This window comes from Rhizobium sp. T1470 (genome assembly GCF_042140505.1).
In the GTDB taxonomy this organism is placed as follows: domain Bacteria; phylum Pseudomonadota; class Alphaproteobacteria; order Rhizobiales; family Rhizobiaceae; genus Rhizobium; species Rhizobium favelukesii.
The window spans coordinates 2,257,978-2,278,469 of record NZ_CP148091.1; the positions used below are offsets into that span (position 1 = coordinate 2,257,978).

General features: G+C 59.9%; 21 protein-coding genes and 1 pseudogene. 13 read left to right on the forward strand and 9 right to left on the reverse strand.

The genetic code is table 11. From position 1 onward, the window contains the following. Positions 1-39 precede the first annotated feature (39 nt). The 4 genes from WGT02_RS11445 to WGT02_RS11460 all read left to right on the forward strand — a co-directional run bounded on the left by WGT02_RS11445 (position 40) and on the right by WGT02_RS11460 (position 4,220). A complete protein-coding gene (locus WGT02_RS11445; protein WP_024318888.1) occupies positions 40-1,137 on the forward strand; it encodes a septal ring lytic transglycosylase RlpA family protein in 1,098 nt (365 codons plus the stop codon). A gap of 69 nt (positions 1,138-1,206) precedes the next feature. Next, the gene (locus WGT02_RS11450; RefSeq protein WP_208250440.1) at positions 1,207-2,403 is read left to right on the forward strand and encodes a D-alanyl-D-alanine carboxypeptidase family protein; all 1,197 of its coding nucleotides are present in this window, start codon (positions 1,207-1,209) and stop codon (positions 2,401-2,403) included. Between the two features lie 115 nt (positions 2,404-2,518). After that, positions 2,519-3,202, forward strand: coding sequence for a dTMP kinase (gene tmk, locus WGT02_RS11455; RefSeq protein WP_024318886.1), 684 nt, complete (start codon positions 2,519-2,521; stop codon positions 3,200-3,202). Continuing rightward, on the forward strand, positions 3,195-4,220 hold the full coding sequence (locus WGT02_RS11460) for a DNA polymerase III subunit delta' (protein WP_208250439.1): 1,026 nt from the start codon (positions 3,195-3,197) through the stop codon (positions 4,218-4,220). Before tmk ends, WGT02_RS11460 begins: the two co-directional genes overlap by 8 nt. Here the strand turns inward: WGT02_RS11460 and WGT02_RS11465 are convergent, their stop codons facing one another. Further along, complete coding sequence (locus WGT02_RS11465; RefSeq protein WP_024318884.1) at positions 4,221-5,021, reverse strand: sulfite exporter TauE/SafE family protein; 801 nt, start codon at positions 5,019-5,021, stop codon at positions 4,221-4,223. Positions 5,022-5,259: 238 nt separating this feature from the next. Here WGT02_RS11465 and metG point away from each other — a divergent pair, with 238 nt between their 5' ends. From metG to WGT02_RS11490, 5 genes are all read left to right on the forward strand, one after another. Continuing rightward, positions 5,260-6,810 (forward strand): methionine--tRNA ligase, encoded by a 1,551-nt coding sequence (gene metG, locus WGT02_RS11470; RefSeq protein WP_208250438.1) that lies wholly within the window; start codon positions 5,260-5,262, stop codon positions 6,808-6,810. Between the two features lie 7 nt (positions 6,811-6,817). Further along, positions 6,818-7,600, forward strand: a complete 783-nt coding sequence (locus WGT02_RS11475; RefSeq protein WP_024318882.1) for a TatD family hydrolase — start codon at positions 6,818-6,820, stop codon at positions 7,598-7,600. A gap of 4 nt (positions 7,601-7,604) precedes the next feature. Beyond that, positions 7,605-8,495, forward strand: a complete 891-nt coding sequence (locus WGT02_RS11480; protein WP_024318881.1) for an MBL fold metallo-hydrolase — start codon at positions 7,605-7,607, stop codon at positions 8,493-8,495. 419 nt (positions 8,496-8,914) lie between these two features. After that, positions 8,915-9,916, forward strand: a complete 1,002-nt coding sequence (locus tag WGT02_RS11485; protein WP_037069798.1) for an IS30 family transposase — start codon at positions 8,915-8,917, stop codon at positions 9,914-9,916. Between the two features lie 165 nt (positions 9,917-10,081). Continuing rightward, entirely contained in the window at positions 10,082-10,510 is a 429-nt protein-coding gene (locus WGT02_RS11490; RefSeq protein ID WP_024314879.1) for a DUF4864 domain-containing protein, read from the forward strand. Positions 10,511-10,568: 58 nt separating this feature from the next. Here WGT02_RS11490 and tgt read toward each other — a convergent pair whose 3' ends face one another. The 5 genes from tgt to coaD all read right to left on the reverse strand — a co-directional run bounded on the left by tgt (position 10,569) and on the right by coaD (position 14,483). After that, the gene (tgt, locus tag WGT02_RS11495) at positions 10,569-11,699 is read right to left on the reverse strand and encodes a tRNA guanosine(34) transglycosylase Tgt (RefSeq protein WP_208250437.1); all 1,131 of its coding nucleotides are present in this window, start codon (positions 11,697-11,699) and stop codon (positions 10,569-10,571) included. Next, positions 11,700-12,782: a tRNA preQ1(34) S-adenosylmethionine ribosyltransferase-isomerase QueA gene (gene queA / locus WGT02_RS11500; protein ID WP_024314877.1), complete on the reverse strand. Its 1,083-nt coding sequence runs from the start codon at positions 12,780-12,782 to the stop codon at positions 11,700-11,702. Positions 12,783-12,853: 71 nt separating this feature from the next. Further along, positions 12,854-13,363: a peptidylprolyl isomerase gene (locus WGT02_RS11505; protein WP_024314876.1), complete on the reverse strand. Its 510-nt coding sequence runs from the start codon at positions 13,361-13,363 to the stop codon at positions 12,854-12,856. Between the two features lie 26 nt (positions 13,364-13,389). Next, a complete protein-coding gene (locus tag WGT02_RS11510) occupies positions 13,390-13,959 on the reverse strand; it encodes a peptidylprolyl isomerase (RefSeq protein ID WP_024314875.1) in 570 nt (189 codons plus the stop codon). A gap of 29 nt (positions 13,960-13,988) precedes the next feature. Continuing rightward, positions 13,989-14,483, reverse strand: coding sequence for a pantetheine-phosphate adenylyltransferase (gene coaD / locus WGT02_RS11515; RefSeq protein WP_024314874.1), 495 nt, complete (start codon positions 14,481-14,483; stop codon positions 13,989-13,991). Positions 14,484-14,658: 175 nt separating this feature from the next. Here coaD and WGT02_RS11520 point away from each other — a divergent pair, with 175 nt between their 5' ends. The 3 genes from WGT02_RS11520 to WGT02_RS11530 all read left to right on the forward strand — a co-directional run bounded on the left by WGT02_RS11520 (position 14,659) and on the right by WGT02_RS11530 (position 15,290). Next, complete coding sequence (locus tag WGT02_RS11520; RefSeq protein ID WP_024314873.1) at positions 14,659-14,880, forward strand: hypothetical protein; 222 nt, start codon at positions 14,659-14,661, stop codon at positions 14,878-14,880. An 86-nt stretch (positions 14,881-14,966) separates the two neighbouring features. Beyond that, complete coding sequence (locus WGT02_RS11525) at positions 14,967-15,122, forward strand: hypothetical protein (RefSeq protein WP_167371564.1); 156 nt, start codon at positions 14,967-14,969, stop codon at positions 15,120-15,122. A 33-nt stretch (positions 15,123-15,155) separates the two neighbouring features. Beyond that, entirely contained in the window at positions 15,156-15,290 is a 135-nt protein-coding gene (locus WGT02_RS11530) for a hypothetical protein (RefSeq protein WP_258579707.1), read from the forward strand. Between the two features lie 128 nt (positions 15,291-15,418). Here the strand turns inward: WGT02_RS11530 and WGT02_RS11535 are convergent. Both WGT02_RS11535 and gyrA read right to left on the reverse strand, forming a co-directional pair. Further along, positions 15,419-15,846: pseudogene (locus WGT02_RS11535) on the reverse strand (GNAT family N-acetyltransferase). Positions 15,847-16,011: 165 nt separating this feature from the next. Then, positions 16,012-18,795 carry a DNA gyrase subunit A gene (gyrA, locus tag WGT02_RS11540; RefSeq protein ID WP_082321203.1) on the reverse strand — a complete coding sequence of 928 codons (2,784 nt, stop codon included), beginning with the start codon at positions 18,793-18,795 and terminating at the stop codon, positions 16,012-16,014. Positions 18,796-19,020: 225 nt separating this feature from the next. On the opposite strand from gyrA, the gene WGT02_RS11545 reads away from it, so the two are divergent. After that, positions 19,021-19,662, forward strand: coding sequence for a MarC family protein (locus tag WGT02_RS11545; RefSeq protein WP_024314871.1), 642 nt, complete (start codon positions 19,021-19,023; stop codon positions 19,660-19,662). Between the two features lie 178 nt (positions 19,663-19,840). Here WGT02_RS11545 and WGT02_RS11550 read toward each other — a convergent pair whose 3' ends face one another. After that, entirely contained in the window at positions 19,841-20,362 is a 522-nt protein-coding gene (locus WGT02_RS11550; protein WP_024314870.1) for a single-stranded DNA-binding protein, read from the reverse strand. Positions 20,363-20,492 lie beyond the last annotated feature (130 nt).

Consider the following 20,492-nt stretch of genomic DNA (forward strand, 5'->3'; position numbering starts at 1 on the left):
GATTTCTTAACCATAACGGTCTTGAGCGGCGTGGGACATATGAAAAGAGACTACGGGGCGGCGTCATTCGCAACGGGAATGCGATGGGTTGGGCTGTCGCTCATCTGCGCAACGGTGACGGCTTGTGGCACGGCGCCGGCTCCGACAAAACGCACTCACGGCAAGGAATATTTCTCGGAGAAGGAATACGGCGTTAAGGCCAGTCCGCGCGTCGCCACCGGCAACAATATCCCGAAAGGCGGCGGCCGTTATCTCGTCGGAAACCCATATGTGGTGAAGGGTAAGTGGTATTACCCCAAGGAAGATTTTTCGTACAGCAAGGTCGGAATTGCATCATGGTACGGCTCGGCCTTTCATGGTCGCCTGACGGCAAACGGCGAAGTCTATGACCAGATGCACCTTTCCGCCGCGCATCCGACGTTTCCTCTGCCGAGCTATGCGCGTGTGACGAATACGGAAAATGGTTCGTCAATTATCGTTCGTGTCAACGATCGTGGCCCCTATCACGAAGGGCGCATCATCGACCTGTCCAACAAGACGGCGGATATGCTTGACCTGCAGCATAGTGGTACCGGAAAAGTCCGCGTCCAGTATGTTGGCCGTGCCCGCATGGATGGTCACGACATGCCCTACCTGATGGCCTCCTATGTGCCGAAGGGCAGCCGCATTCCGGGCATCAACCCGGGCGGCGGGCAGATCGCCACCGGCGTCATGGTTGCCTCCAACAGCAAGCGCATAACCGCAGACCAACTCCAGAGCTTCGGCGGCTTCACGCCTGAACCGGAGAGTGTCCCGGTGCCGGTCTCGGCGACGTCCTATGCCGGCTCGACCCCGAGCGCCAGCTACAATGCCGCGCCCGTTCCGACGCCGATGCGCTCTCCATCCTTTGGCGGCGTCGCGCCGTTGGCGGAGCCGACGACCGGGCAGATGCTCGTTCTGCCGGAATTTGGTCCTTTGCCATATGAACGTCCCTATGGAGGGCAGCGTTCTCTCGCGATGGGGTATCAGGACGAGGGTGCCAAGACCGCTACCGTCGAACTCGCTTTCGATGCAGTGATGGTTCGCAACGACGGGCAGCAGGACTCCATCCTGGCGTCCTTCAAGCGGCAGAAGGCGGCCGCCGCGCACGGCGAGTAGCGACGGCCATTGCGTCGCTCTCGGTCCGCCGTTAGCATCGTCAAGGTCGCCCGTGCTGTGGGGTTTTCGGTGTTGAAGCGTTTAGTTCGCCTCTGTGTTTGTCTTCTGCCTTTTGCAACGGGTGCCGTTGCCGCAAACAGTGATACCAACGCGTCATTTGTTACCAAGGCAGCGCAAGCCTACATGATCGAGGCGTCCACCGGCACCGTGCTTCTTGCCAAGAACGAGAATGAGGCCTTCTCGCCAGCGTCGCTCGCGAAACTGATGACGGTGGATCTCGTCTTCGACGCGCTCTCAAAGAACCAGATCACACTCGATACGCAATATCCCGTTTCCGAATACGCCTGGCGAACGGGCGGCGCGCCGTCGCGCACGGCGACAATGTTTGCTGCGCTCAAGTCGAATGTCCGCGTCGAGGATCTCATCAAGGGCGTCGCCATTCAGGGCGCCAATGATAGCTGCATCATTCTCGCCGAAGGAATGAGCGGTGGTGAGCCGGCCTTTGCGGCGGCCATGATGCGGCGCGCCAAAACGCTCGGCATGGAGCGATCTGTCTTCGGGAATTCGACCGGGCTGCCTGACGGCAAGAGCAAGACGACTGCGCTTGACATGGTGACGCTGGCCGCGGAACTGCGAAAGTCCTACCTTAACCTCTATCCCTATTTCGCGCAGCCCGATTTCGAATGGAACAGGATTTTCCAGCGCAACCGTAACCCGCTGCTCGGTTTCGGCATGGGGGTCGATGGCCTGGCGATCGGCTTTGCCGAGGGAGAAGGGTATTCCATCGTTGCTTCAGCCGAACGCGACGGCAGGCGGCTTTTTATGGCACTGGGCGGCATTGCCTCCGACAAGGAGCGCACCGAAGAGGCCAAACGCGTGCTCGAATGGGGGCTCACCGCGTTCGAGAGCCGCCAGATTTTCGCCGACGCTGAGGTGATCGGCCAAGCCAGCGTCTACGGTGGAACGTCGCGCAGCGTCGATCTCGTGGCGAAAACACCGGTGAGCGTCTATATCCCGATCAACAATCCAGAGCGGTTGTCGGCGCGCATCGTCTATCGTTGGCCATTTATGGCCCCGGTGGAGGCAGGTCATGAAATAGGGACGCTGCGCATCTTTGCGGCTGGCCGCCTGTTGCGTGAAGTGCCGCTTTATACGAAGGAGACCGTGGCGGTCGGCTCTTTGAGCAGCCGCGCCGTCGATGCTCTGATGGAGCTCGGCGAAACGTTGCTGTTCTCCTGGCTGTGGGATAAGCCCGAACCCACGTGATCGCCATGTTCGCCGTTCAGGGTGAGAGTTGTCGCCGGGCGGTTTCGCTTTTCGCCGCCTTCCGGTAGATGTACAGCAGTGGTGCGGGCGAGCGCCGTAATGCAGGAAGTAGTCATTGCCATCCGGTACTGGATTGTTCGTAACGTTTGAAGGCGGGGAGGGTGCGGGAAAGTCGACGCAAATCCGTCGCCTTGCCGAGGCTCTTCGTGGTCGCGGCTATGAGGTGCTGCTGACGCGAGAGCCGGGCGGGTCGCCAGGTGCGGAAGCCGTGCGTCATGTGCTTTTGTCGGGTGCTGCCGAAGCCTTCGGAACACGCATGGAGGCAATCCTTTTTGCAGCAGCACGCAATGATCACGTAGAGGAAGTCATCCGGCCGGCTCTCATGAGTGGCAAGGTGGTTCTTTGCGATCGTTTCATGGATTCTTCCCGCGTCTATCAGGGTGTGACCGGAAATCTCGAATCGGAATTCATCGAGGCGCTGCAGCGCGCCGCCGTCAACGGCATCGTCCCGGATTGCACGCTGATCCTCGATCTGCCGGCACGGGCTGGTCTGGAGCGGGCCCGCAGGCGCGGTGCGGCTGGCGATGTGAGCCCCGATCGCTTCGAGAAGGAAGAGCTGGAAACCCACGAGAAGCGCCGGGAAGCCTTTCTCGATATCGCTGCCCGGGAGCCCAACCGTTGCCGCGTGATCGATGCGATGCAGACCGAGGAAGCGATCGCCGCGGAGATTGTCGAGATCATCTGGCAACGTCTGTCGCATCCTGCTGCGGCGAAGGTAGCGGAAGCAGCTCATGAGTGATGAACGGCCGGGATTGCTCGACGGCGCCATTTGGCCAGCCGAGAACATGAAGCTATTTGGTCATGAAGACGCCGAGGCATTCCTCGCGCAGTCATACCGCTCGGGCAAAGGCCACCACGCAATCCTGCTCGAGGGGCCACCGGGTATCGGCAAGGCAACGCTGGCATTCCGCTTTGCAAACCATGTCTTGACGCATCCCAATCCGGCTAGTTCGCCGGAGCTGCTGGCGGATCCCGATCCGGCCTCGCCGGTGAGCCGCCAGATCGCCTCGGGCGCATCGCATAACCTGCTTTACCTGGCGCGGCCCGTTGATGAGAAGACGGGGAAGGTCAAATCTGCCATCACGATCGATGAGGTGAGACGGGCAGGGCGCTTCTTCTCGCAAACGTCGGGCACCGGCAATTGGCGCATCGTCATTATCGACCCGGCCGATGACATGAACCGCAATGCCGCGAATGCGATTCTGAAAATCCTTGAAGAGCCGCCGAAGCGCGCCCTGTTCCTGCTCATTTCGCATGCGCCCGGCAAGCTGCTGCCGACAATTCGCTCGCGGTGCCTGCCACTGAAGCTTGCGCCGCTTGAAGACGGCGCCCTCGGCGCCGCGCTCGCACATCTCGGCATCGAGGCCGGCGATCCCGACCTGTTTGCGGCTGCGAACGGCAGCGTAGGCGAAGCGCTGAAGCTGGTGAACTATGGCGGCGGTGAGATCATCGAGGCTTACAACGAGGTTCTGCAAGCGCAAGGAGCGTCTGCCCGCAGGGCGATGCATCGGCTGGCGGATGCGCTTTCCGGCAAGGATAGCGATACAATCTTTGAGTTCTTCACCAGCCATGTCGCCGAAGACCTGACGCGCAAGGCACGGGCCGCTGCGATTGCGGGCCAGGTTGCTGCAGCGGAGCGGCTCTCCCGCCTGCATTCCGACATAGGCGAGCGACTAAGCGTTTCGGACGCCTACAATCTGGATCGCAAGCAGACGATCCTCAGCATCCTCGGAGACATCAAGCAGCCCGGTCCTTGATCAGGTAACGAGCAGCTTCCATGCGACAACGGCAAGCGTCAGCGCGAGTACAATGCGGATTGTCCGTTCATGGAGCTTCGGCGCGATCAGGCTGCCGGCGATGATCCCGGGGATCGAGCCCACCAGAAGGGCAAAGAGCATTCCCCAGTCGATCTCGCCGATCATCCAGTAGCCCATGCCACCGATCAGCGTCAGCGGCACTGCGTGGACGATGTCGGAGCCGACGATCTCGCGAACATCAAGGCGCGGGTAAAGCACGAGCAGCACCGTCACGCCAAGCGCTCCTGCGCCCACAGATGTCAGGGTCACGAGGATCCCGAGCACCAGGCCAAGCACGGTCGTCCAGATGGCGATCGTGATCGGCTTGGGCGAAGAGCGCTCCCCAATGGAGCGAAGCGCAAGTGCCAGGACCTGCTTGCGAAAGACCAGCATGAATGCGGTCATGACAAGCAGCCAGCCAAGGGCTGTCGTGATCGTGTGGGCGACGTCGACACTCTTGCGGTCGACACCTGCCATCAGCCAGAGCATCAGCAGGGCGGCTGGAACGCTGCCGGCAGCAAGACAGCCGACAACACGCCAATTCACCCTGCCGTGCATGCCGTGCACTGCCGTCCCGGCCGTCTTGGTGACGGCAGCGTAGAGCAGATCAGTTCCGACGGCTGTGGCTGGATGAATGCCGAAGACAAGCACCAGCAAGGGCGTCATCAGTGATCCGCCGCCGACGCCTGTGATTCCGACAAGAGCGCCGACGAGAAGCCCCGAGAGCGAATAGAGGGGATCGAAACTGGAAAGGGTGGTCAAACGGTCGACCTCGAGCCTGCGCGTGAAATGATGCTGCCGAGTGCTGGAGATGTCACGTCACTGATGCCCCGTCTTTGAGTTTTCTTTGGGTAGAATGCGCCTAAAATCGAGTCAAGTGCAGGACGCCCGCGATCGGCAAATCGCCGATGCTTTCGAAACTTGGTATTTCGCTTCGCCATGACATGCGCTAAGAGCGGCTGACAAATTTTATAGAGTAAGCCGGACAAGAATGGCCGCCATGACCGACAAGACACCCTTCTACATCACCACCGCGATTTCCTACCCGAACGGCAAGCCGCATATTGGCCATGCCTACGAGCTGATCGCGACGGATGCCATGGCGCGCTACCAGCGCCTCGACGGCAAGGATGTCTTTTTTCTGACGGGCACCGACGAGCATGGCCAGAAGATGCAGCAGACGGCGCGCGCCGAAGGCATCTCGGCGCAGGAGCTTGCCGATCGCAACTCCGGCGAATTCGAGTCGATGGCGAAACTTCTCAACGCGTCGAATGACGATTTCATTCGCACGACGCAGGAGCGTCATCACGAGACTTCGCGTGAGATCTGGAACCTGATGGCCGAGAACGGCGACATCTACAAAGATTCTTATGCAGGTTGGTACGCGGTTCGCGACGAGGCTTACTATCAGGAAAACGAGACCGAACTGCGCGCCGATGGCGTGCGCTACGGACCGCAAGGCACGCCTGTCGAATGGGTGGAGGAGGCAAGCTACTTCTTCAAGCTTTCGGAGTATCAGGACAAGCTGCTGGCGCACTATGAAGCCAACCCGGATTTCATCGGGCCGGCCGAGCGCCGCAACGAGGTCATCTCTTTCGTCAAGTCAGGGCTCAAGGATCTCTCGATCTCGCGCACGACCTTCGATTGGGGCATCAAGGTACCGGACGATCCGTCACATGTCATGTATGTCTGGGTCGACGCCCTGACCAACTACATCACCGCGACCGGATACATCGAAAACAAGAACGGCCCCCGGGCGAAGTACTGGCCGGCGGACGTTCACATCATCGGCAAGGACATCATCCGCTTCCACGCGGTCTACTGGCCGGCCTTTCTGATGTCGGCGAAGCTGCCGCTGCCGAAGCGCGTCTTCGCGCACGGCTTCTTGCTCAACAAGGGCGAGAAGATGTCGAAGTCGCTCGGCAACGTCGTCGATCCGGTCAATCTGGTGAATCATTTTGGCCTCGATCAGGTGCGCTACTTCTTCCTGCGCGAAGTTTCCTTCGGCCAGGACGGCAGCTACAGCGAAGAGGCGATCGGCACCCGCATCAATTCCGACCTCGCCAACGGCATCGGAAACCTCGCCAGCCGCTCGCTGTCGATGATCGTCAAGAATTGCGACGGCAAGATCCCGGAATGCGGTCCGCTGACGGATGAAGACAGGACCATGCTGGCGCAGGCTGATGCGCTGCTCGCTTCGACGCGCGACGATATGGGCAAGCAGCTCATTCATCGCGCGCTGGCCTCGATCATAGCAGTCGTCTCGGAGACCGATCGCTATTTCGCAGGTCAGGAACCCTGGGCGCTGAAGAAAACAGATCCGGCGCGCATGGGCACCGTGCTCTACGTGACCGCCGAGGTCGTTCGCCAGATCGCGATCCTGCTGCAGCCCTTTATGCCGGGATCTGCGGGCAAGCTTCTGGATCTCGTCGCGGCGCCTGCGGACGGGCGCGACTTCGGGGCACTCGGCGAAGCAGGTCGCCTTGTCGTCGGCACGCCGCTCGAAGCACCGAAGCCGGTCTTCCCGCGTTACATCGCGCCGGAAGCGTGAGGACGTCATGCTGATCGATACGCATTGCCATCTTGATTTCGCCGACTTCGAGGAGGAGCGCGACGAGATCGTCAAGCGCGCTCACGATGCTGGCGTCAAGCAGATGGTGACGATTTCGACACGCGTGCGCAAGCTCGACGGACTGCTCGCCATCACTGAGAAATATCCGTCGGTCTTCTGCTCCGTAGGCACCCATCCGAACAACGCCGGCGACGAGCTCGATATCCAGACGGACGATCTCGTGCGGCTGGCCAACGCCCATGAGAAGATCGTGGCGATCGGTGAAGCCGGTCTCGACTATTTCTACGACACGCAGAAACCGGAAGACCAGAAGACCGGATTGCGGCGCCACATCGACGCATCGCGCGAGACGCAGCTCCCGCTGGTCATCCATAGCCGCAGCGCCGACGAAGACATGGCGGCGATCCTGACCGAGGAAACGGGCAGGGGGGCGTTCCCGTTCATCCTTCACTGCTTCTCGTCGGGCGCCGAACTCGCAAGGGTCGGCGTTGAACTCGGCGGCTACGTCTCCTTTTCCGGCATCCTGACCTTCCCGAAGTCGGAGGAGCTTCGCGACGTTGCCAAGACGGTCCCGCACGATCGCCTGCTTGTCGAGACCGATGCGCCCTACCTCGCGCCGAAGCGCTGGCGCGGCAAGCGCAATGAGCCGTCCTATGTCGTGAACACGGCCGAGGTTCTGGCCGAGACGCTCGGCCTCAGCTATGCCGAGATGGCACGGATCACGACGGAAAACGCATTCCGCATTTTCTCAAAGATGCCGAGGATCTGACAGCGTGGGTTACAGACGGCGTTTCACCATTCTCGGCTGTTCGTCGTCGCCCGGCGTTCCGCGCATCACCGGCGATTGGGGGGCCTGCGATCCAACCAATCCGAAAAACCGGCGTACCCGCGCGGCGTTCATGGTACAGCAATTTGACGACAATGGTGGCGTCACGACCGTCGTTGTCGACACAGGGCCGGACTTTCGCGAGCAGATGATCGCCGCGCGCGTCACTCATATCGACGCCGTCCTCTATACGCATGCGCATGCTGATCACATTCATGGCCTCGACGATCTACGCGGCTACTTCTACGGCGCGCAGCAGCGGGTTCCGATCCACGCGACGCCGGATACCATGGACCGCATTCGACAGGGTTTCGGTTATTGCATCGAAACGCCGCCCGGCAGTAACTATCCGCCGATCGTCGAAGCGAAAGTTATCGAAAGCCTCGACGTGCCGCTGCGGATCAGCGGCGCGGGTGGAACCATCTCCATCTGGCCGCACCTGCAGCAACACGGCGACATTCACTCGCTCGGCATTCGTGTCGGCAATGTCGCTTATTGCAGTGATATCAGTGACTTTCCACCTGAAACTGTCGAAAAGCTTCAGGAACTCGACGTTCTCATCATCGATGCCTTGCAATACCGTTATCACCCGAGCCACCTATCACTCGAGCAGTCGCTCGACTGGATCGATCGCCTGAGGCCGAAGCGGGCGATCCTGACCCATATGCATACGCCGCTCGACTACGACACGGTTATGGCCGAAACGCCGGACCATGTCGTTCCGGCTTACGACCAGATGAGCTTCGATGTCGAACTGGCGGAACTCGCAACGCCTGACGCCCCGCAAGATTTCACATCAACTGGCGTGGCCGCGTCCATCATACGGCCGCGATCATGATGCCACGAGTCGCTGAGGAGTAGGTCGGACGAGCGGTGCGAAGGCGCCGCTACGAGGTAACCGAGATGTAAGCCTTGTGACATCTCGAACCAGATGCTCGAGGACAGCGCTTCGACATGGAAGGCGAAATCCGCGGTACTGTCCGGGCCGGCCAGAAGCCGTGCGGCGTCTAGGAAACTAGCAGCCTCGCGACATGTTCGACATCACATGTGTCCGCGGTCCGCGAGCCCCACAAACGCAACGCCAGAATGGACTTCAAACGATCCCATAACAGGCCATTTTAAGAAAACGCAACAAATACAAAATGGCTCAGAAGTTCCATAATCTATCTTATCCGATTTATGAATGCAAGGGGGTACATTCTATTTCCAAGTGCGACATGCCAATGATTACAATGGCTTCACTATGGAGATTTTGGCATGTCTGGATGCTATACGCAGATCACCCTCGCCGATCGCCGACGCCTGCATCACTTGGTGGCGGCAAAAGTTCCGGTAAGCGAGATGGCACGTCGGCTTGGCCGTCATCGCTCGACGATTTACCGCGAGATCAAGCGCAACACGTTTCGCGATCGTGAACTGCCGGACTACGACGGCTACTACAGCACGGTTGCGAACGACATTGCGCAGGACCGACGTCGCCGGCTGAAAAAGCTGCGGCGTCACCCGAATTTGCGAACAGAGATCATCAACCAGTTGGAAGCTCGCTGGTCCCCCGAACAGATTGCCGGACGCCTGCTGTCGGACGGCGTCAGTCGTGTTCGCGTTTGCAAGGAGACAATCTATCGCTTCATCTACAGCAAGGAAGATTATGGGCTTGGTCTCTATCAGTATCTGCCAGAAGCGCGCCGCAAACGTCGTCCACTGCGCTCCAGGAAGCCGCGGGACGGTGCGTTTCCAGCCACGCACCGCATATCCCAACGGCCTGATTTTATTGGAGATAGATCGCAGTTTGGGCATTGGGAGGGCGACCTCCTCATCTTCGAACGTCCACTCGGCCATGCCAATGTCACCTCCCTCGTCGAGCGCAAGAGCCGCTATACTGTTCTCATCAAGAATCCGAGCCGGCACTCGCGCCCGATCATGGACAAGATCATCAAAGCGTTTTCTCCCTTACCGGCCTACGCGCGTCAGAGCTTCACCTTTGATCGCGGTACCGAGTTTGCCGGGTTCAGGGCTTTGGAAGAAGGGATCGGTGCGTGCAGTTGGTTTTGCGACCCAAGTGCGCCTTGGCAAAAAGGGACCGTCGAGAACACCAACAAGCGCATTCGACGCTACCTGCCAGGTACCACAGATCTGGCAATTGTGTCGCAACGCGACCTTCTCCATCTGACGCGCCATATCAACGATCAACCGCGCAAATGCCTCGGATACAGGACGCCAACCGAGGTGTTTATGGCGCATTTGCGCGAAGATGGGTGATCCCCTATCCTGCAAAACAGGCATGATGCACTTGGGTTAGCTTCTCCAAGGCCGGCATATGGGTCTCGCGACGCGAGCGTAAGAAGCGCGCCCGCTTGCTGATCTATGCTCTTTCTTTGCGCGTAGACTGCCCTAGAGTTCTCTAGGACAGCCGGAGCCGTTGCCATGCGCGCCTTTCTCGCAGTTTTCATTCTGTGTGCCGCGTTCCTCGCTCTTGTCGCAACCGCTCGCGCCGAGGACCCGATCGACACGACCCGCGCGATGATCGAGGCGCAGATCAAAGCGTTCCTGAACGACGACGTCGACGCGGCCTATTCCTACGCCGCGCCTGGGATCAAGGCGATCTATCCCGACAAGAATGTCTTCTTCGCCATGGTCAAGAAGAGTTACGAGCCGGTCTATCACCCAGGCAACTATGCCTTCGGGCGCAGCCGCTCGATCGACAACGGCGCAATGATCTACCACGAGGTTCTGATATCAGGCCGCGACGGCAAGGATTGGACCGCAATCTACCAGATCGCGCGTCAACCCGACGGAAGCTACAAGATCAACGGCGTCCATATCGTGCCGAACACCGAGAGCAAAGGCATCTGAGCGGCGGTGAGGCGGCTTGCGGTGCGCCATGATGCCTTCGCCGCGAGCCTATCCGGTCTCAGACGGGCTCCAGGTCACCCCTCGCCCATTCTTCCTGCGTTTCCGCCATGAAGTCGGCAAAGCGCCCTTCGGCAATGGCCTTACGGATGCCCTGCATCAGTTCCTGATAGTAGGCAAGATTATGCCAGGAGAGCAGCATGCCGCCGAGCGCCTCGTTGGCGCGGACGAGATGATGCAGATAGGCGCGCGAGTAGTCGCGCGAGGCCGGGCAGTTCGACTGGTCGTCGAGCGGGCGCATATCCTCGGCGTGGCGGGCATTTCGGATGTTGACTTTGCCTCGGCGGGTGAAGGCAAGCCCGTGCCGGCCGGAGCGGGTCGGCATCACGCAGTCGAACATGTCGATGCCGCGCGCGACGGACTTCAGGATGTCATCCGGCGTGCCGACGCCCATGAGATAGCGCGGCTTCTCTGTCGGCAGAACTGGCAGCGTCTCCTCAAGCATCTTCAGCATGACGTCCTGCGGTTCACCGACGGCGAGGCCTCCGACCGCATAGCCCTTGAGATCGAGTTCACTCAGCGCTTCGGCGGAACGGATCCGCAGCGAGGGTACATCCCCGCCCTGCACGATGCCGAACATAGCCTTGCCCGGCTGGTTACCGAAGGCGACCTTGCATCGTTCGGCCCAGCGCAGCGAAAGCTCCATGGCGCGCTCGATCTCGCGCGGCTCGGCCGGCAACGCGACGCATTCGTCGAGCTGCATCTGAATATCGGAACCGAGCAGTCCCTGGATCTCGATCGAGCGCTCCGGCGACATGTGATGCAGGCTGCCGTCGACGTGCGACTTGAAAGTCACCCCCTGCTCGTCGAGCTTGCGCAGACCGGAGAGCGACATCACCTGGAACCCACCTGAATCAGTCAGGATCGGATGCTCCCAACGGATAAGCTTATGAAGGCCGCCGAGGCGAGCCACACGCTCGGCCGTCGGGCGCAGCATGAGATGGTAGGTATTACCGAGGATGATGTCGGCGCCCGTTTCGCGAACTTGGTCGAGATACATCGCCTTGACCGTGCCGACGGTGCCAACGGGCATGAAGGCAGGGGTACGGATCGTGCCGCGCGGCATCGAGACTTCGCCCAGTCGGGCGCCTGCATCGGTCTTCTTGAGGGTGAACTGGAAGTTCTCGGTCATCTAGTCTTTCCGGAAAAGAAGGCTGGAGTCGCCATAGGAATAAAAGCGGTAGCCTGTCGAAATCGCGTGCCGGTAGGCCGCATGCATGGTCTCGAAGCCGGCAAAGGCCGAAACAAGCATAAACAGCGTCGAGCGAGGCAAATGGAAGTTCGTCATCAGCATGTCAACCGCCTTGAAGCGGTAGCCCGGCGTGATGAAGATGCCCGTGGCGCCGGCCCAAGCGCGGATCTCGCCGTTTTCCTGCGCAGCACTTTCGATCAGCCGCAGCGATGTGGTGCCGACGCAGACGATGCGCCCGCCCCTCGCCCTGACGGCATTGAGGCTTGCCGCCGTCTCGGCGCTGACATAGCCGCTTTCCAGATGCATCTTGTGTTCGTCGGTGTCGTCGGCCTTAACCGGCAGGAAGGTGCCGGCGCCGACATGCAGCGTCACGAAATGCCGCTCGACACCTGATTTGTCGATGGCTTCGAAAAGCGCGGGCGTGAAGTGCAGGCCGGCCGTGGGAGCGGCCACTGCGCCCTCCTCGCGAGCATAAATCGTCTGATAGTCGACGCGATCGCGCTCATCCTCGGCGCGCTTGGCAGCGATATAGGGTGGCAACGGAATATGTCCGACGGAATGGATGGCCTCGTCGAGCATCGGCCCGGATAGATCAAAGGCGAGCGTCACTTCGCCGCCCTCGCTCTTCTCCTCGACGGTGCACTCAAGCTTGCCGAGCAGGCAGCTGTTGCCATCATGGCCGAAGGAGATGCGATCGCCGATCTTGATGCGCTTGCCCGGCTTCGCGAAGGCTTTCCAGCGGCCGGCGCCGATGCGCATGTGCAGCGTCGCCGAAACCTGTTGACCGCCGGCGCCTTCGCGATGGCGGACGCCCTCGAGCTGTGCTGGGATCACCTTGGTGTCGTTGAAGACGAGCGCGTCCCCTGCCCTCAGGAAATCGGGCAGATCGCTGATGCGATGGTCGGACAGCTGTACCTCGCCGGCCGGATCCACGACGAGCAGGCGCGCACTGTCGCGCGGGTCGGCAGGCCGCAGCGCAATCCGCTCGTCCGGCAGGTCGAAATCAAAGAGGTCTACGCGCATCACTCAAATCCGGGCAAAGCGAAACCCGCCCCACGCTTTCGCGCAACGGCGGGTTTCAGCAAAAATCACAATCAGACGTCAGCGGCAACCCGCATCGAGACAATCGAGTCCGGATCGACAACCGGCTCGCCCTTCTTGATCTTGTCGACGTTATCCATGCCTTCGATGACCTGGCCCCAGACGGAGTACTGTTTGTTCAGCCACGGAGCGTCCGTGAAGCAGATGAAGAACTGCGAGTTTGCCGAGTTCGGATTCTGCGAGCGTGCCATCGAGCACGTACCGCGAACGTGGCTGACCGCCGAGAACTCCGCCTTGAGGTCGGGCTTCTCAGAACCGCCCATGCCGGCGCGGCTGGGGTTGAAGCTATCGCCGCCCTTCTTGCCGAACTTGACGTCGCCGGTCTGCGCCATGAAGTCGTTGATGACGCGATGGAAGACGACGCCGTCATAGGCCTTCTCGCGAGCGAGTTCCTTGATGCGGGCGACGTGTTCCGGTGCCACTTCCGGCAGCAGCTGGATGACAACGTTGCCCTTGGTGGTTTCCAGGATGACGGTGTTTTCGGGGTCCTTGATCTCGGCCATTCTTCTTCTCCTATGTGTCTTGACGCTTATTTCTTGCCGACAGTGACCTTGATCATCCGGTCGGGATTGCTGACTTCGCCATTCTGGCCTTCGCCGCGCTTGATCTTGTCGACGTTCTCCATGCCGGAAACGACCTTACCGACGACCGTGTATTGGCCGTTGAGGAAAGAACCGTCAGCGAACATGATGAAGAACTGAGAATTTGCCGAGTTCGGATCCTGCGAACGGGCCATGCCGACCGTACCGCGAACGAAAGGCGTCTTCGAGAATTCGGCCGGCAGATCAGGCATATCGGACCCGCCGGTACCGGCGAGGCTTGCATCGAAGCCCTTTTCCATGTTGCCAAACTTCACGTCGCCGGTCTGGGCCATGAAGCCTTCGATGACGCGATGGAAGGCAACGTTGTCATACTCGCCCTTCTTAGCAAGCGCCTCGATCTGGGCGACATGCTTCGGCGCGACCTCCGGCATAAGCTGGATTACGACCGGGCCATTCTTCAGCTGGATCGTCAGCGTATCGCCGGACTGTGCGAACGCGTCGCCGGCGAACGAGGCAAGATAAAGCACGCCTGCAAACGCGAGATAGAAAAGTTTCATGTTGGCTCCGTTGCGGCGACAAAGGTCGCCTAGGATTTGCGCTTGGATTGAAGGGCCTTCAAGACGGGCGCCGGCACGAATGCACTGACGTCGCCTCCCATTGCCGCGATTTGCCTGACCAATGTGGCGGTTATGGGCCGGGAGGCCGTTCCAGCCGGCAGGAAGATGGTCTGGATATCTGGCGCCATCTGCCGGTTCATGCCCGCCATCTGCATCTCGTAGTCGAGGTCGGTGCCGTCCCGCAGGCCGCGGATGAGCAGTGCCGCGCCGTGGGACCGCGCCGCGTCGACGACGAGATTATCAAAGGCGACAACGGAGATATCGCCGGCTTTTTCGGGCAGTGCTTCCGCGAGCGAACTACGAATAAGATCCGCCTTCTCGTCAAAGGAAAAGAGCGGCGTCTTGCCCGGATGAACGCCGATCGCAACGATAACCTTGGATGCAACGCTCAGCGCCTGGATAAGCACATCCAGATGTCCGTTGGTGATCGGATCGAAAGACCCCGGATAAAAAGCTGTCGTCATTGGCCTAGCCGTTTGTTTCGACGCCTTTTGTCATGGATAAAGCCTGCCTGCAAGTCATAGCCCATCACTGAACAGCCGATGAACGCAGCATTCAAGGCGGCTTCAGGTGAGCTCACTATAACGAAGAGCGTCAATACCGATGTCATTCCGGCATCGGCCCTCCCCGGAAACGTTCATGCTGATCATCCTCGTTGTTTTCGCTGTCCTCGTCTCGCTGCTCGCGGAATTTTTCTACGGCTACGTGAAAGATCTTCAGGATGCAAGTTGGGTTCGGCCAAGCGTGCGGGAACACTACACAATTGTGCATGCGACAGGAAACGTGGCGTTTAAATCGATTAAGGATTCTGAACGCCAGATGAACGAGGTATTCAAAGTCGCTTCAGATCGGCCTTGGTAAACGACCGATCAATGCCCCGGAACCATTTTCGCACGCATGCGTTCACTCAACCAGCGTAACGCGATACGCCGCACAAGGAAAAAGATATGCCCAACAAGATTACCATGATTAATGCTGTTTGGATGGTAATGATGACTGGTATGCTTGCAGCGACTGTCGCGCTCTACGATCACAAAGTGGATGCGTCCAAGGTATATGGCCCCTATGCGTCGGCACGCGCGGCGATAACGAGCCAATACTAACGAACGTGAACGCAAAACCCAGGAGGATTGCTCATGTTCACGATATTGACTGTGCTCACCGCCCTTATCAGCATCATGTTTGTCGTGTCCGTGGCTTCCACCATCACCGCTCTTCGCCATGAAAGCGAAGAAACGAAGAAGATCGATGGAAAGCACAGCTGGTTCTAACCGCTGTCGCCCTTCTGGGATTGAACGTCACAGCCATTGAAGGCCGGATGAACGGCGTTCGTCCGGCCTTTTCCTGATCTAATGATGGTGCCAGCGATCCGCGTTCCACGATGTCCACGCGAGGCTTTCTAATCCTCGATGCGCCGCACCATGATGATGTCATCGATCTCTCTGCTGTCATGCATAAAACCGCCGGGAATTCGTCCGGCCTCATGGAAGCCTTCGCGCTCATAACACCGTATGGCAGCCATATTCTCACCGCTGACCGCGAGCTCCAGCTGCCGGATACCGTTCTCTCGCGCATAGTCCACCGTCGCCTCCAACAGTGATTGGCGCAGCCGCCGCCCCTTTCGCTGCGACACACGTAGACCATGATCAGCCTTGCGCGGTGTGCCATCTTGCTGGCACGTTGCCGGCTCAGCCTCATAATGCCAACAGGATCATCATGCCTGAAGGCCACGAACACCGGCCCGTCGATCAGCCGTTTAAGCCATGCATCCTCCGTGAGCACCTCCCAGTCCTCCGCACTGCGCAAAGGCCGCGGGCTGGTCCGCAGCGTTTAAATAGCAACGTCGCCAATACCGAGGATCCGGATCAATCTGCTCTCCATTCGACTGCAACGCTGCCAATCGAGATGGTAGCGGCAGCGCCTCCGGGGTTCAGACAAAAAGAAAACCGGGCAGCGGACTGCCCGGTTTTTCAAGGTCAGAATAACACCATATCAAGCTTCTGTGTCAGGCGCGCTTTCCGGGATCGCAGCGATGTCGTCACCGTTCTCGGCTACGTCTTCGGCCTCTTCTTCCGGCTCGCTGATGCGCTCGACCGATACGACTTTCTCATCCTTGGCAGTTGAGAAGATGGTAACGCCCTTCGTCGCCCGGCTCGCCACGCGGATACCGCCTACGGGAACGCGGATTAGCTGGCCGCCGTCCGATACCAGCATGATCTGGTCGCCGTCGTTGACCGGGAAGGCGGCCACAAGCTCGCCAATCTCGGCCGTCTTCGAGGTGTCGGTGGCGCGGATACCCTTGCCGCCGCGACCGGAAATCCGGAAGTCGTAGGAAGAGGAGCGCTTTCCGAAGCCCTTTTCAGAAACTGTCAGGACGTACTGCTCGCGTGCTTTCAGTTCCTCATAGCGTTCGTCGCTCAGCTGACCTTCCTCGGTCACTTCTTCGCCGACCAGCGAGATTTCTTCGGCGTCACCTGTCGTGAGGCGTCGCTCGCTTGCGGCTCGTTTCAGATAGGCTGCGCGCTCCCAGGGCTCGGCGTCCACGTGTCCGACAATCGTCATCGAAATGATGCGGTCGCCGTCACCGAGGTTGATGCCGCGAACGCCGATCGAGTTGCGGCCGGCGAAGACGCGGACGTCATCGACGGGGAAGCGAATGCACTGGCCGAGCGCGGTCGTTAGAAGGACGTCGTCATGCTCTGTGCAGGTCTCGACGGAGAGGATTTCGTCGCCCTCTTCCTCGAGCTTCATCGCGATCTTGCCGTTGCGGTTGACCTGGACGAAGTCGGAAAGCTTGTTGCGCCGAACAGTCCCGCGCGTCGTCGAGAACATCACGTCGAGCTTGTCCCAGCTATCCTCGTCCTCCGGCAACGGCAGGATGGTGGTGATGCGCTCGCCGGACTCCAGCGGCAGCATGTTGATCAGCGCCTTGCCGCGCGAGGTCGGCGTGCCGATTGGCAAACGATAGACCTTCTCCTTGTAGACGATACCGCGCGAGGAGAAGAACAGAACCGGCGTATGCGTGTTGAGAACGAATAGCTGGCTAACAAAATCCGCGTCGCGCGTTGTCATGCCGGAACGGCCCTTGCCGCCACGGCGCTGGGCGCGATAGGTCGTCAGTGGCACCCGCTTGATGTAGCCGAGATGCGAGACGGTCACGACCATGTCTTCGCGGGCGATGAGATCCTCATCGTCCATCTCAAGACCGCCGTCCATGATCTCGGTGCGGCGCGGCGTGCCGAATTCGTCGCGAACGGCTGCAAGCTCGTCCTTAACGATCGTCTGGATACGGATCCGCGAAGACAGAATTTCCAGGTAGTCCTTGATCTCTTCGCCGATTTTGTTGAGTTCGTCGCCGATTTCGTCGCGGCCGAGAGCGGTCAGACGGGCCAAACGCAACTCGAGGATGGCGCGCGCCTGCTCTTCCGAGAGGTTATACGTCATGTCCTCGTTGATGCGGTGACGCGGGTCATCGATCAGGCGGATCAGGCTTTCGACGTCGGATGCCGGCCAGCGGCGCGTCATCAACTGCTCGCGCGCAGTCTGCGGGTCCGGCGCCTGCCGGATGACGCGGATGACCTCGTCGATGTTGGCAACGGCAATCGCCAAGCCGACCAAGACGTGGGCTCGCTCGCGCGCCTTGCGCAGCAGGAATTTCGTTCTCCGGCTAACGACTTCCTCGCGGAAGGAGACGAAGGCACGCAGCATATCGAGCAGCGTCAACTGTTCAGGCTTGCCGCCGTTCAGCGCCACCACGTTGCAGCCAAATGAGGTCTGCAGCGGCGTGTAGCGGTAGAGCTGGTTCAGGATGACGTCGGCATTAGCATCGCGCTTCAGTTCGACGACGACGCGATAGCCCTGGCGGTCGGATTCATCGCGAAGGTCGGAGATGCCTTCGATGCGCTTGTCGCGCACCAGTTCGGCCATCTTCTCGATCATCGTCGACTTGTTCACCTGATACGGGATCTCGGTGATGATGATCTGTTCGCGATCGCCGCGCATCGGCTCGATCGCGGCAACGCCGCGCATGATTACCGAGCCGCGGCCGGTTTCATAAGCCGAACGGATGCCGGCGCGGCCGAGGATCTTCGCGCCGGTCGGGAAGTCCGGACCCGGAATGATCTGCATGATCTCGGGCAGTTCAATCGCCGGATTGTCGATCAGCGCGATACAGCCGTCGATGACTTCGACTAGATTGTGCGGCGGAATGTTCGTCGCCATGCCGACAGCGATGCCGCCTGCCCCGTTGACCAGAAGGTTCGGGAACTTCGCGGGAACGACAACAGGTTCGGAGAGCGTGCCGTCATAGTTGTCGCGGAAATCGACCGTTTCCTTGTCGAGGTCGTCGAGCAGCGAGTGCGCTGCCTTTTCCAGACGGCATTCGGTGTAGCGTTCGGCCGCCGGCGGATCGCCGTCGACGGAGCCGAAATTACCCTGGCCGTCGATCAACGGCAGGCGAAGAGACCAGTCCTGCGCCATGCGCGCCAGCGCGTCGTAAATCGCCGAGTTGCCGTGCGGATGGTATTTACCCATCACGTCCCCGGTAACGCGGGCGCACTTGACGTATTTCTTGTTCCAGTCGATGCCGAGTTCGGACATGCCGTAAAGGATGCGCCGGTGCACTGGCTTCAGGCCGTCGCGCACATCAGGCAGGGCGCGGCTCACGATAACGCTCATTGCGTAATCGAGATACGACCGCTGCATTTCCTCCATGATGGAGATGGGCTCGATGCCTGGCGGGAGCTTCCCGCCGCCGGGGGGTGTTTGCTCAGTCAAAACGGATCACGATCTCTTCTAGAATCACTTGAAGATTTATAGCGGAAAGGCTGTTCTTAAGCCAATTTTGGCGAGGGTTTTGAACAGTCTTTTGCGGTGTTATGAGGGCAATCTGGTCTTATAACGCCGCCATTTGCGCCATCCAGGCAGCGCCATTTGCCAAATTGATTTCTCCGCATCACAATCGCCCAAAACCAAGCGTTTATATGGGCTCATGGAGAGACAATGGCAAGCGCCGACCAACTGATCAACGCTTTTACGACGCTGCTTGTCACGATCGATCCGCCCGGCCTCGCACCGATTTTTCTCGGGCTCACCACCGGCATGAGCCGTAGTCAGCGAAAGCAGGTGGCGCTGCGAGGCTCGATCATCGCCTTTGTCATTCTCGCCGTCTTCGCCCTGTTCGGGGCCAGCGTGCTCGGGGTGCTCGGCATATCGATCGGAGCCTTCCGCATCGCCGGTGGTCTTCTGTTGTTTTGGATCGCGTTTGAAATGGTGTTCGAGAAGCGACAGGACCGCAAGGAGAAAACGAGCACGGCGGCGATCACCGTCGATCACATCCATAATATTTCGGTCTTTCCGTTGGCGATTCCTCTGATCGCCGGACCTGGCGCCATTTCGGCAACGATCCTGATTGCCGGGTCGATGCAGGGCTCATTCGAGCGTGCGCAATTGATCGTCGTCATTGCGTCGAGCTTGCTACTACTGTTTCTCGCGCTGCTCATCGCCGACAGGCTCGATCGCTTCCTCGGCGTTACAGGGCGCGCAATTCTGACGCGCCTTCTCGGCGTCATCCTGGCTGCGCTGGCCACGCAGTTCGTCGTCGATGGTCTGAAATCCACGCTGGGGACGATGCCTGCTGGCTAAAAAGCAAAACCCGCTACGAGCTAAGAGCCTTTCGGACCTGAGGTGGCAGGGTTTCGCGCGACAGCTCTATGCGTGCAGCAAACGCGTTTGGGCTCCTACTATCGTCCCGCGGGGGGCGCGGAAGACGGCGCACCTTGCGGCACGCCGTCTAGCTGATGTCGTAAAGGATGCTTTGCGGTCAGAACGGGATATCGTCGTCGAGATCGCGCGAAAAGTTTCCACCGCTACCACCGCCGCTGCTGCGGCCAGACGATTGCGAGGGCGCACCGTAATCGTCGCCGCCGCCGAAATCACCGCCGCCGGCATTGCCGCCACGACCGCCGGCGAAGCCCGAGCCGCCGCCTTCACCGCGACCGTCAAGCATTGTCAGGGTCGAGCCGAAGCCCTGCAGCACTACTTCCGTCGAATAGCGGTCTTGGCCCTGCTGGTCCTGCCACTTGCGGGTCTGCAGCGCGCCTTCGATGTAGAGCTTGGCGCCCTTCTTCACATACTGCTCGACGACCTTGCAGAGGCCCTCATTGAAGACCACGACCGTATGCCATTCCGTCTTCTCGCGGCGTTCGCCGGAGTTGCGGTCACGCCAGGTCTCGGACGTTGCGATGCGAAGGTTGGCGATCGGCCGGCCATCCTGGGTCCGCCGGATTTCGGGATCAGCGCCCACGTTTCCGATCAGAATTACCTTGTTTACGCTGCCAGCCATGCTTTCACCTTACCTGCCGCCCTGCCCGGCGGCGCTTGAACCAATCGGTGCACCTTAAACCATAGAGCGCCAGCGATGGGCGTCCATCGCCGGTTCATCCACAAGGAATTTTGTTCTTTATTTGTTCTAG

Bases quoted from the DNA above. Each gene is read 5' to 3' on its own strand.
- queA (WP_024314877.1), bottom strand. From the start codon at position 12,782: ATGCGCGTAGACCTCTTTGATTTCGACCTGCCGGACGAGCGGATTGCG.
- WGT02_RS11460 (WP_208250439.1), top strand. From the start codon at position 3,195: ATGAGTGATGAACGGCCGGGATTGCTCGACGGCGCCATTTGGCCAGCC.
- WGT02_RS11525 (WP_167371564.1), top strand. From the start codon at position 14,967: ATGCCCAACAAGATTACCATGATTAATGCTGTTTGGATGGTAATGATG.
- WGT02_RS11545 (WP_024314871.1), top strand. From the start codon at position 19,021: ATGGCAAGCGCCGACCAACTGATCAACGCTTTTACGACGCTGCTTGTC.
- WGT02_RS11445 (WP_024318888.1), top strand. From the start codon at position 40: ATGAAAAGAGACTACGGGGCGGCGTCATTCGCAACGGGAATGCGATGG.
- WGT02_RS11520 (WP_024314873.1), top strand. From the start codon at position 14,659: ATGCTGATCATCCTCGTTGTTTTCGCTGTCCTCGTCTCGCTGCTCGCG.
- metG (WP_208250438.1), top strand. From the start codon at position 5,260: ATGACCGACAAGACACCCTTCTACATCACCACCGCGATTTCCTACCCG.
- coaD (WP_024314874.1), bottom strand. From the start codon at position 14,483: ATGACGACAGCTTTTTATCCGGGGTCTTTCGATCCGATCACCAACGGA.
- tgt (WP_208250437.1), bottom strand. From the start codon at position 11,699: ATGACCGAGAACTTCCAGTTCACCCTCAAGAAGACCGATGCAGGCGCC.
- WGT02_RS11505 (WP_024314876.1), bottom strand. From the start codon at position 13,363: ATGGCCGAGATCAAGGACCCCGAAAACACCGTCATCCTGGAAACCACC.
- WGT02_RS11550 (WP_024314870.1), bottom strand. From the start codon at position 20,362: ATGGCTGGCAGCGTAAACAAGGTAATTCTGATCGGAAACGTGGGCGCT.
- WGT02_RS11510 (WP_024314875.1), bottom strand. From the start codon at position 13,959: ATGAAACTTTTCTATCTCGCGTTTGCAGGCGTGCTTTATCTTGCCTCG.
- WGT02_RS11490 (WP_024314879.1), top strand. From the start codon at position 10,082: ATGCGCGCCTTTCTCGCAGTTTTCATTCTGTGTGCCGCGTTCCTCGCT.
- WGT02_RS11485 (WP_037069798.1), top strand. From the start codon at position 8,915: ATGTCTGGATGCTATACGCAGATCACCCTCGCCGATCGCCGACGCCTG.
- WGT02_RS11530 (WP_258579707.1), top strand. From the start codon at position 15,156: ATGTTCACGATATTGACTGTGCTCACCGCCCTTATCAGCATCATGTTT.
- WGT02_RS11475 (WP_024318882.1), top strand. From the start codon at position 6,818: ATGCTGATCGATACGCATTGCCATCTTGATTTCGCCGACTTCGAGGAG.